The following is a 10,861-nucleotide window of genomic DNA, read 5'->3' as shown; positions in this document are numbered from 1 at the left end:
ATAAGGGACACTAACTCGCTTTTCTCGAAGTGTCTAATCCTAAGTATCGCCTTTGGCGATACCAGAATAAGGGACACTAACTCGCTTTTCTCGAAGTGTCTAATCCTAAGTATCGCCTTTGGCGATACCAGAATAAGGGACACTAACTCGCTTTTCTCGAAGTGTCTAATCCTAAGTATCGCCTTTGGCGATACCAGGATAAGGGACACTAACTCGCTTTTCTCGAAGTGTCTAATCCTAAGTATCGCCTTTGGCGATACCAGGATAAGGGACACTAACTCGCTTTTCTCGAAGTGTCCCTAAATAAAAAAGGGGGCCCGAAGGCCCCCTTTTTACTTTAATCCAACCTGGTTATCTGACAAACCTGGTTGTTATGTTCGAACTGTTACCGGTAGCTGAATCCTGAACAGCGATAGACCACCTATATGTGTGCCCGCTGACCAGCGCTGATATAGAAGCCCTGGTATCATCATTGAACACTATTGATGTCTGGGTGCTGGGCAAATTGTCCCACGTCTCCCAAACATAGTTGCTCCAGGTCCAGCCATATCCGTCTGTAAACTCCTCCTCAACCCGGATACGGTAACTATACACGGCTGGCGCGGAGGTCGGCGCGGCCCAGCTGAATGTCGGCGTCACGCCGGATGTTACATTCAAACTGCCGGCAAAATTATCAATTACGCCTGTAACCGAAGCGGTAACCGTCTCGCTCGTCACGTTGGCAAACCCTACATCCAACGTATAGGTATCGCCTATGTTCGGACGGGCTGAGCGGAAATCTATCCAGCTCCGGAATTCCCACTCCTTGGCCAGGTCTGTCGGGCCAAAGACGTTCGGTCCGGAAAGCAGTGTCACGGTAATCGGCGTGCACTTGCCATCCACTACGCTTACATTAACGCTGTAATTGTCGCCGTAATCCATATCCCGGTGATGGTTGGTCTGGACATACGCCACAACCTTGGAACTCGGGACAGTGACGTTTTTGGTCAGACTGGCGTTGTTAACCATTACCATATCCATATTCCCGCCATTGGTGTTTTGGTAATCGTTGCTGTTAATCACGCCATCACCATTCATATCAATAACCATAAAGAGCATGTATGCCCCGTTGACTACGCCGGGAATGCTGTAATCTATCGTGGCCGGAGGTCCAGCCGGAATCTGATAACCGCTGGTATATATGGTCAGATTGTTCTTATCTTCGGCATATGCCCCGACATACAGCCACTTACCGACAATACCCGGATCGCCTGTCGGCAGGGTCACTGTACCGGAAACAGTGTATCCGCCGGTCTGTGCGCCGATGGTGGTTGATATCACGGTCGTGGGCGAACTTGTTACACTATTGGATACTGATTCCAACACAAAGTAATAGTCTGTCGCATCGGTTAATCCGCCCTTAAAGTAATGGGCATCATCCTTGGCCGGCACTTGAACCTTAGTGCTGTAACTGGACGGCACCGTTGGCGTAATGGCCGGATTCGTACCGTAATAAATATTATAGGCTGAAGCTGCTTCCGTGTCGCTAATCACTGGCGTATCCCAGAACAGCATGAATCCGCCGGCGCCCGGGATGGCCATAACATTAGTCGGAGCCGCGGCTGTGACTGCGCCCGCGTCAGCCACGGTCACGTTCGCGTTGATATAATTAGCATTGAGTGCTATCGAACCGGAAACGCCGGACGGGTCGTTGGCATTAGCCCTGGCATTAAAGTTGCCAATGGAGGTGTCGAGCATGGCAAATATCTTGTAGTTGCCGGACCTAACGCCTCTTACAGTGTATGAACGGGTAGCCTGCGGCGGACCCATCCAGGCAATCGCAGTGCCCCACTCAGTCGTATCGAGGCCGCTGTTATCCCATACCACGAAAACAAACATCACACCCTGCTGGAAACCGCTGTAGGTAATGTTGCCTGAAATGCTGAAGGTCGTGGCCACGTCAAAATTGTTGCCGTAGGAATCGGCATTGTTAATAGTTACGCTCCTATTATCCGGCACCGTGGTAACCGCCGGATCAACCGTGTAAGTGCCGTTGGTCAGGCCTTCGAAGCTGTAAAAACCCGAGAAATCCGTTACCGTGCTCCTGGAAGTCGTGCCGGACAGGTTAACCGTCTGGTTGCCGACTACGTTTCCATCGCCATTCAGCTGGCCGTAAATACCATAGGTGTTGGCCACTGCCTGCGTCGCCGTGAAGTCCTGGTTTACCATATTGGAGTTATTGACAAACAGGGAAATGCTCGAGGGAGCAAAATAGTAATCCATCTTGTTCGGGGTCAGGGTGTAAGAACCGTTCTGAACGTTAAAGAATGTAAAGTAACCATCCGGATTGGTGTTTATGGTCAGGTACATCGAACCGTTCAGGGTCATCATCACATCGCCTACGCCGGCTGATGTGTTGGTGACTACCCGGCCACTGATGGTATAGGTCGTGCCGCCGTAAGTCGAGCCGGTAAAATTAATGCCGGTCCGGTTGGCGCTGCTAACGCTTACATTCTGGCTGTTCGGAGTAATCGTAAATCCCGGCTTGCTGGCCGAAATCGTATAGTTACCGTTGACCAGTCCGGGGAATGTGTAGTTGCCGATACCATCAGTCATGGTGCTGGCGCTGGACGGGCCGTTTAACATAACCGTCGCGCCGGAACCGACGCCGCCTGAAATGTTACCGGAAATGGTATAGGTCGAACCGCCGGCCGATGTGCTGGCCGTAAAATTCACGCCGCTCCAGTTGGAGCCGTTTATGGACAAAGCCATGCTGCCCGGGCTGAATGAATAGCCGGACAGGCTGGGGGTAATAATGTAATTTCCGTTGTTGACCAGGAAGGTGTAATTGCCGTTCATATCCGTGCTGGTGCTGTTGGACATGGCGCCGCCCATGGTCATTACCACATTCTGGAGCGGACCGCTGTTGGATAGCACCCGGCCGGAGATGTAATAACTATAGTTCGTCCCACCGCCGCTATCGCCGGTGTTATCACTTGTTTTGCTACTCATATCAAGGCATCCGCCTTGGCTCAGGATTACCACCGTTCCTAAAAGCAGGAACAGCCCCATCCATCTCATCCAGTTTCTTGCCATATCCGATACTCCTCTCCCCGATATCACATCAGGGGATTTTGTTCTGCAAACCCATGCCACAAATAACATTTGTGGGTGAGTTTGCAAAACTGATTAAGTTATATTGCTGGTTAGCATTTTTATTGCACTTTACCTATTAACCCAAATTTGTCAAGATAAAAATAGCGAATTCCGGAATTATATTAACCATCCCGTAATATGACCCGCCCAGTTTAACTATTGAAACCATCCCGAAGTTATCAAAACCTTGACTTCCGGCGCGTCCCCCGATATACTTCGCCCTTTTAATGTAAAGGAACAAAAACCTTAATAGGAAACTTTGTGTCCTTTGTGGTGAATAAAGGAGTTTATTATGAAGAAACAATTCCCCAAAGTAGTCCTGGCCAGCGGCGCCTGTTCGCCCCCGGAACGGGCCGTGCTGGGTATGTCCTACCGGCAATACCTGACCAATGTCACTATGGAAGCCCTCAAGGCGGCTAAGCTGACCATCAAGGACGTCCAGATCGGCGCCATCTCCTACAACGAGCGCAACATCACCGAAGGCGCCTTGGGCTGCGTCATCGCCGACGCGCTTGGTATGAGCCCGATTCCGTTCATCTCCATCTCCCAGGCCTGTCCGGCCGGCGGCATCTGCGCCGATGTCATCTGGAACTACATCGCTACCGGACGTTACGACGTCGGCATCGTCCTGGGCGTGAACAAGCCCGACAATTTTGACTTCCGCGACGCCATGGGCCCGATCGGCAACTGGTGCGACTACGACCATATGCTCGGCTTCACCCACGAAAACTACGGCGCACTGCGCGGCGAATATTACAAGCTCAAATACGGCTACGACAACAAAGCGGCCGCCCGCTGGTCGCAACAGTGCCACTGGTACGGCCGCCGTAACCCAATGGCCCTGCATAACTCCGGCCCGATGCCGACCGACGAAGAGCTCAACGACCCCACTCCGGCCGGCTACCGCATGCGCACCGCCACCGGACGCAATATGGCCACCTGCCTGGTGATGGTCAGCGAAGCCAAGGCCAAGGAGCTGGGACTGCCGCCCATTTACATTAATGTCTCTTACGCCCACCGGCCGGTCTACATCGGCAATATGTTCAACTTTAACGACGCCCAGGGCGTCTTTAGCAATATGGACCTGGCCGACCAGCCGGCCATCAAGGTGGCCGCCAAAGAGGCCTACGAAATCGCCGGCATCACCGCCAAGGACATCGACATCGCCCAGGTGCACGACCTGTCGCTCTACGACGGCATAATGGCCATGGAATGGCTGGGCATCTGCCCGCCCGGCGAAGGCGGCAACTACGTCCTGGCCGGCAACACCGCCGTGGACGGCAAATGCCCGACCAACACCGACGGCGGCGCCATCGCCTTCGCCCACTCATCGGCCGGCGGCGATTTCCAGTCCAAGATACACGAAAACTGGCTCCAGCTCACCGGCAAGGCCGGCGAACGCCAGGTCAAGAACCCCAAGGTAACAGTCGCCCACGCCTACGGCACGCACCATTCGCTAGACGTGGTTGGCGTATTACGCAAGGAGTAAAATTAGCCACGGAGACGCAGAGCACACAGAGTGCTGAAAAATAACAATTAATTCTCCGTGACCTCTGTGGCAAGATTAAGGAGCAAACTATGAATACCGAATTCACCGAAGTCATCCCCCGCCTGGAAAGTTACGGCACCATCAAGACCTGGCGCGAACGTCACGGCCGTTACCGGCTCCAGGGCACCAAGTGCAAGGCCTGCAGCGAGAAATGGTTCCCGCCCCGGACCGGCATGCCCTGCCCCAAGTGCCACGCCATGAATACCATGGAGGACTACGAATGCGCCCGGACCGGCGAGGTGGTTTCCCTGCAGTCCGAGGTAATGGGCTATCCGGCCATGGGCTACGGAGAACTGGCCCCCCGCCAGATATGCATGATTAAACTGGACGACGGCATACACGTGATATCCGAGGTGATGGACGCGCCCGAAGGCGACGTCAAGCCCCGGTCCGGCAAAACCCCCGGCACCCGGGTCAGGATGACCTTCCGCAAACACAAACGCGAAGACACCGGCAACTGGATGTACGGGTATAAGTTCGTAGTGGAGAAATAGGACGCTGATTTGCGCAGGCCTTCGGCACACAGATTATTATCCTGTCAATCTGCGTTTATCTGCGTACCATAAATGAAAAACATAATCTTACTCATCATCTTCACGGCCCACCTGATTGCCTTTGCAGTATTATATCTCCGATACCAACTCCTCTACCAGGCCCTGTTCACCGGCGGGTTCTCAGGGCTGGTGATATATTACGGCATTAACATCATCTGGCCTAAAGCGCCGGTATGGCTTCCTGCCCGACTGGCCTGGTCAGGCGGGAAAATATTCAGGTATCTGGGTCTGATACTGCTAGCTATAGGCACACCGTTGTTCATATATGTAAGGCCCGTGCTCGGGTCCATCATTACCGGCATCATCCTGCTGTTCCTGGTAGCCAAGTTCATCAACCTCAAACGCAGGCTGATGACCAACCCGCGCTTCATAATGTTCGTGATGCGGGTAATGCTCGCCTGGCTCAAATTCCGGGACAAATTCCGCAAAAACCAGCCGGAATAATCAACCATAAAAAGCATCCCTCACTGTTACAGGTCTTGATAACTATGTGAACGTCACCTGAATTTCCAAAGACAGGTCCATCTTATATTCTTCGGTTATGGGAACAGTCATTTTATTCAGCATGAAATCAATATGAGACGCCCCGCCCGGCCTAAACGGCGCGACATCGGCCGGGCGATATTTTTCCGCCAGCCCGTTAAGGCCTTTATTTGCCTGCTTGAGTTTTTCATCAAGCCGGCGGCTGGCTTTTCTTATTCCCGCGTAATAGAATCCGCCGCAGCCGCCCTTGCGGCTGGATGGTTTATTCGCGACTGATGCCAGGGCATTCAGCCACCATTTTAATTGCGCCCTCTCCTGCAATATCGCCGAACCGCTTTTCATCAGTTGGTTATTTAACGCCTTTTTGAAGTCGGCTATCTTATCCGGCAGGCATATCCGGATTGGCCGGCCGTTTATCTTATCTCCTGGTTTTAGGTATTGTTTATGCAACGCCGGCATATTAGCCAGCGCCATTGTGGCCAATGAGACCAGGCTCTTTCCGGGCGGTTCTGATAAGGTCAAGGGAAAAACAGATTGCATAGCTGATTTCTGATAGAGAGAAGCTGTTTCCTTGATGCAATTTTTGTATTCCTTCGCCTTAATCCCGCCCATCCGCCTGAACATCCGGTTTAACTTGGACAGATATTTTGGCGCCGACCGGAGCACTTTTTTCCGATAGGCGATGATGAGTCCTTGTCGGGAAAGGCCTTTGTCGCGATAATACCCCTCTAACGCCGGATGATAATAGGGGAAATACTTGATAAGCTGACGGGCAATCTTGTCCCGGAACTGGCGCCGGTTGCCCACCACGGCCCGGCGTGCCTTATTAATACCATCGGCCGCCCGGTCACAGGCAGACTGCCAGCGCTGGGTAACCTGCCGGGCATGGGCATCGCTTATCTCCGGCACCTGCACCTTTAACACAAAAACCCGTTCCCTATTTCTCATAATAAATGTTATTATAAAGGTAACCGCGTATTTAGGCAATATTTTGTATCCAAAATCCAGAAATTGGACGTCATCTGATTTACCCATTTTATAACTCATTGTTTTACATATAGTTATACCGCAAAAAACAGTGGGGAGGTGGGGGTATGGGGGGATAGGGTATAGGGGGACGTGCGAGGGGATTCCTGACCCTCCGGTCTAGGGTTCCCGGTACGGCCCTGATGGGTTCCTGGCCTAGCCCTGCCGGGTTCCGGGTACGGCCCTAATGGGCTCCCGGCCCAGCCCTGCCGGGTTCCGGGTACAACCCTAATGGGCTCCCGGCCCAACCCTGTCGGGTTCCGGGTACGGCCCTAATGGGCTTCCGGTACAGCCCTGATGGATTCCCGGTACGGCACTGATGGGCTCCCGGTACGGCACTGATGGGCTCCCGGTACGGTACTGATGGGCTCCGGGCACAGCCCTAATGGATTTCCGGTACGGCGGTAGTGGGTTCCTGGTATTCCGGTAGAAGGCTATCGGAACCCCGTCATACCAAGGCTCGCACCCCGCCAAAGGGCAGGTCAAAAAAAATGATTTTTCGAAAACTATTTCCTATAATATAGATAAACCAACGGTTGCAAAATATGTCCTTACCCGTGAGGGTTCTTGTCCCAAGACCCCTCAGGGTCTAGGGGCAGGAGGCAGTAGCTCTGGTCTGTCCCGCTTACCTCCGCTTACCTATTTACTAAAAACAGCGGCCAGAAATGAGTCTGGCAGGCGGGTTATAAAATCAGGTGTGTGTCACGGGTCTACAACCAGCGCGCACCGGAGGATTATCAACCGATACGACCCAGCGACCTGAATACCTCGATTGCCGTCTGCTCGGTTAATTCCTGTTCAGAATATTCGCTAACCATATATCTTTAGATTAGCGCATGCGTGGAAAAGCCCAACGGCCTGTTTTTGCATTCCACACTTTATTTAAATCATTTTTATTTAGTATAGAAAATACCGCCGGCTTAAGAAAAAGAGTTATTCTTCTCATTACATTCTTGAATTCCCGTGGGGCATTATCCAAACGCGCCTTGCGTAAAAAGGCAATCCATTGCTGCTGTCTTGATTTATCGGCATAAAATTCCGCGCGAAAAACCAAAGGATCATCGGGAAGCGGGGTTTTTCTTCTCCGGAAAGTCATTCCTACTGCCTTTTGAAGTATCTTGCCCTGGAAACTATGGTTAGAGGCAAGAATATAAACATCGTAGAAATCCTTCATCCGGCTATTTGCCATTGCCAGTTTAACCATTGCCTCAAACTTTTCTGAGATAACGCTTTCTAACGAATAAACCTTTATTTTCGGGGGCTCGCCTCCGGCGATAGTCGGGAATACCATCTGGTTAGATTTGGGCCAGATAGCATCGCCAAATCCGGTATCCAATTGCAATCGTTTGCGGGCTTTCCCGAGATAGGCATTTATTTTTAGTCTTATGCCGGGATATTCGGTATCAGGCTTTATTTCTTCTGAGCTGATGGATTGCGAGTCAAATTTAACCCCGTCGTCACAGGATATATCCGCAATCTCAGCAAAAACTCTTTTGATGTCTGCCGGAGTATTTTTCAATCCAACGCCCAGAAAATCCATATCCTTAGTCGCCCTGGATTTGGGGATATTGAGATAGATTAAAAACAAGCCGCCTTTTAAAACAAAATGGCGGTTAAACTTAGAAATGGTAATCCGGTACAAAAACCTTTCCTGGAAATACCGCAAGAGTAAGGCGTCAAAGTCAATCTTCTCCACTCGCGCCAGATTCAGCAATTTGGCTTTAATAGAACCTGCTCTATTTATAATCGCCTTTTTCATTTGTACTTTTACACCATGACGTTAAGCCATGTCTGGACCAGCGGTTTTACCCGGCAGATTTGGGCGTATTTCAGAAGTTCTTCCAGATTACGGTCATGGCGTTTGAGATATTCGGCCAGCCCTTCCTTAACCGTATCCAGCCCCAGTTTATTACGGTAGCGGAAACAGTCGCAAATCGTCTTTTCCGGGCAGTATATCCTGACCTTATCCGAGCCGATTTTTATTTCCCGAATGCCCGCATCAAATTGCCTGGCGGAAAAGTAATAAAATTCGACCGGCGGGTAAATGACTTTAGGACGCCGCATTCCTCTGGACAGCGCCATTGATATTACAGACGGATTAAATGTAGTCAGTTCAAAATAAGCAAGCGCGGAAAGCAGGCAAATTACACCGCCGGGAGCTGCCCGCTTCAGGTCAATAAACCCTTGGTGAGAAATTATATCTATCTCAGCGGAGCGATAAATGCCTCGTTTTACCCGGGTTATCTGACCTTTATCAAGCATTGTTTTGATATCCCGCGGGTGAACGCCTGTTTTTAGGATGTCGCTGGTTCGGGCAAAACCCTTATTAACTTTAAATAGTTTTGTTATAACGTCACTCTTGTTCATAAACAATCTTTAGATTTACTTCGTTCGCTACCGATGGCTAGAACCGTATACACTTCGCAATAAGTGTAAACTGTTTTATCCAAGCATATATCCTCACATCAATTGTGTCAATAAAATACAATATTGGGAACGATTCTCTTTTTAGCCCGCGCCGCTACAACTTTCCTTCCGCCAAATATTCCTGGGTATCTCGACCAGCGCGCGCCGGAGGATTATCAACCGATACGACCCAGCCCATTGGCTATGGCCTTGAGCGTGAATGCCGCCTCTTTCGTGGAGATAATCAGCGGCGGCAACAGCCGCACGGCATTGCCCGTGGACAGCGACGAGTGCACGCCGTTATCCTTGAGATGCGACTGCAATTCCGCCACCGCCTCTTTCGACGGCAGGTCAAACCCTATCATCAATCCTATGCCGCGTATGTCGCCGATTAATCCCGGGAATTGCTTTTTCAGCTTTTCCAGCCCGGACCGGAACTGTTTTGACCGGGCCACGACGTTGGATGTAATGTCTTTTTCGACCATCTGCCGGGTGGCGATATAGGCGGCGACCATGGCCATAGGATTACCGCCGAAAGTAGAACCGTCGTAACCGGGCTTCATCGCGGCGCTGACCTTAGAATTGGTCACCACTGCCGTGACCGGATACCCGCCGCCGAACGACTTACCTATTGCCATAATGTCCGGCACCACGCCGTATGCCTGTGATGCCCACCACTGGCCGGGCCGGGCGGCGCAGCGGCCGAACCCGGTCTGGACCTCGTCGCAGATGAGCGCGCCGTTGTATTTATCGCAGAGCGCCCGGACCTTTTTGACAAACCCCGGCTTGAGCGGCCTGACACCGGCTTCTTCGCTCTGGACCGGTTCCATAATCACAATCTTAGCCCGACCCTGCTTCATCAGTTTGGCAATGGCCTCATCGTCGTTGGGCTCGACGAAATAGACCCAATCCTGCTGGTCCAGGAAGAACGGCGCCCGGTATTTGATGTTATATGTAACCGCCACCGCGCCGTGGGTCCGGCCGTGGAACCCGTTCTTCAGCGCTATCACGCCTTTCTGCTTGGTATAGGCCTTGGCCATCTTGAGCGATTTGTCTACCGCCTCGCCGCCGGAGTTCTGCCAGTAGAACTGGGTCAGCTCCTTGGGGAACATGGGCTGAATCACCTGCAGGAACCGCGCCCGTGGGATATGCACCCGGTCTTCCTTGGTGGCGATTAACTGGCGCGCCTGGTTCATAAGCCCGATGGCTATTTCCCCGTTCTCGTTGCCCAGGTTGGTGGCGCTGTAGTTGGAATCCATATCCAGATACTTGTTACCCAGTGTGTCGTAGAGCCAGGCGCCCTGGGCCCGGCAAAAAACCAGGTCTTTTTCCAGGTGGGAAACCGGTATCTTATACTTTTCGTGCAGATCTATCGCTTCCTGCGTGGAGATTTCGGAGTCGTTGATGAGCGCGGCGAATCTCTTTGCCTCCGAGCCGGACAGCTCCTTAGCCAGCGCCCGGGCTAATTTAAAGGCAAGCTTATCGGTCAGGACCGAGATGCCGTTACGGCCTTTTACGGCGTTCTTGAGATGTTTATCGCATATCACGTCCGCCTTTGCCGGACAGACGATACCCAGCGCCTCCCTGACCCGGCCGACCGTGGCATTAATCCGCTCGGGATGTTGTTTCCTGTCACTGACCAGCGCGTTGTATAATGCGTTTCCCATTTTATACTCCTTTTTTATAGTCTGTCTGACAACTCTAAAAC

General features: G+C 51.9%; 9 protein-coding genes. 3 read left to right on the top strand and 6 right to left on the bottom strand.

Going from position 1 to position 10,861, the window contains the following annotated elements:
- Together WC980_07335 and WC980_07330 are read right to left on the bottom strand one after the other, a co-directional pair.
- Window positions 1–275 (bottom strand): hypothetical protein (locus tag WC980_07335; GenBank protein ID MFA5794862.1); only part of this gene is annotated, 275 nt, incomplete at its 3' end.
- 76 nt (window positions 276–351) lie between these two features.
- Window positions 352–3,075 carry a carboxypeptidase regulatory-like domain-containing protein gene (locus tag WC980_07330; protein ID MFA5794861.1) on the bottom strand — a complete coding sequence of 908 codons (2,724 nt, stop codon included), beginning with the start codon at window positions 3,073–3,075 and terminating at the stop codon, window positions 352–354.
- Between the two features lie 352 nt (window positions 3,076–3,427).
- Here WC980_07330 and WC980_07325 point away from each other — a divergent pair, with 352 nt between their 5' ends.
- The 3 genes from WC980_07325 (at window position 3,428) to WC980_07315 (ending at window position 5,682) form a co-directional block, all read left to right on the top strand.
- Window positions 3,428–4,624 carry a thiolase family protein gene (locus tag WC980_07325; GenBank protein MFA5794860.1) on the top strand — a complete coding sequence of 399 codons (1,197 nt, stop codon included), beginning with the start codon at window positions 3,428–3,430 and terminating at the stop codon, window positions 4,622–4,624.
- Between the two features lie 89 nt (window positions 4,625–4,713).
- Window positions 4,714–5,178 (top strand): 2,4-diacetylphloroglucinol biosynthesis protein, encoded by a 465-nt coding sequence (locus WC980_07320; protein MFA5794859.1) that lies wholly within the window; start codon window positions 4,714–4,716, stop codon window positions 5,176–5,178.
- Between the two features lie 72 nt (window positions 5,179–5,250).
- Complete coding sequence (locus WC980_07315) at window positions 5,251–5,682, top strand: hypothetical protein (GenBank protein MFA5794858.1); 432 nt, start codon at window positions 5,251–5,253, stop codon at window positions 5,680–5,682.
- 42 nt (window positions 5,683–5,724) lie between these two features.
- On the opposite strand, the gene WC980_07310 is transcribed toward WC980_07315, so the two are convergent.
- The 4 genes from WC980_07310 to WC980_07295 form a co-directional block, all read right to left on the bottom strand.
- Window positions 5,725–6,768, bottom strand: a complete 1,044-nt coding sequence (locus tag WC980_07310; GenBank protein ID MFA5794857.1) for a hypothetical protein — start codon at window positions 6,766–6,768, stop codon at window positions 5,725–5,727.
- A gap of 808 nt (window positions 6,769–7,576) precedes the next feature.
- On the bottom strand, window positions 7,577–8,506 hold the full coding sequence (locus WC980_07305) for a nucleotidyl transferase AbiEii/AbiGii toxin family protein (GenBank protein MFA5794856.1): 930 nt from the start codon (window positions 8,504–8,506) through the stop codon (window positions 7,577–7,579).
- An 8-nt stretch (window positions 8,507–8,514) separates the two neighbouring features.
- A complete protein-coding gene (locus tag WC980_07300; protein ID MFA5794855.1) occupies window positions 8,515–9,114 on the bottom strand; it encodes a type IV toxin-antitoxin system AbiEi family antitoxin domain-containing protein in 600 nt (199 codons plus the stop codon).
- A gap of 215 nt (window positions 9,115–9,329) precedes the next feature.
- The gene (locus WC980_07295; GenBank protein MFA5794854.1) at window positions 9,330–10,820 is read right to left on the bottom strand and encodes an aspartate aminotransferase family protein; all 1,491 of its coding nucleotides are present in this window, start codon (window positions 10,818–10,820) and stop codon (window positions 9,330–9,332) included.
- Between the last annotated feature and the right edge of the window lie 41 nt (window positions 10,821–10,861).

This window comes from Candidatus Brocadiia bacterium (assembly GCA_041658285.1).
Classification (GTDB): Bacteria; Planctomycetota; MHYJ01; order JACQXL01; family JACQXL01; genus JBBAAP01.
Note: the sequence above shows the minus strand (reverse complement) of the source record. Positions and strands in the feature narration are given on the sequence as shown.

Excerpts from the sequence above, each read along its gene's own strand:
- WC980_07330 (MFA5794861.1), bottom strand. The coding sequence starts at position 3,075 with ATGGCAAGAAACTGGATGAGATGGATGGGGCTGTTCCTGCTTTTAGGA.
- WC980_07325 (MFA5794860.1), top strand. The coding sequence starts at position 3,428 with ATGAAGAAACAATTCCCCAAAGTAGTCCTGGCCAGCGGCGCCTGTTCG.
- WC980_07320 (MFA5794859.1), top strand. The coding sequence starts at position 4,714 with ATGAATACCGAATTCACCGAAGTCATCCCCCGCCTGGAAAGTTACGGC.
- WC980_07315 (MFA5794858.1), top strand. The coding sequence starts at position 5,251 with ATGAAAAACATAATCTTACTCATCATCTTCACGGCCCACCTGATTGCC.
- WC980_07310 (MFA5794857.1), bottom strand. The coding sequence starts at position 6,768 with ATGAGTTATAAAATGGGTAAATCAGATGACGTCCAATTTCTGGATTTT.
- WC980_07305 (MFA5794856.1), bottom strand. The coding sequence starts at position 8,506 with ATGAAAAAGGCGATTATAAATAGAGCAGGTTCTATTAAAGCCAAATTG.
- WC980_07300 (MFA5794855.1), bottom strand. The coding sequence starts at position 9,114 with ATGAACAAGAGTGACGTTATAACAAAACTATTTAAAGTTAATAAGGGT.
- WC980_07295 (MFA5794854.1), bottom strand. The coding sequence starts at position 10,820 with ATGGGAAACGCATTATACAACGCGCTGGTCAGTGACAGGAAACAACAT.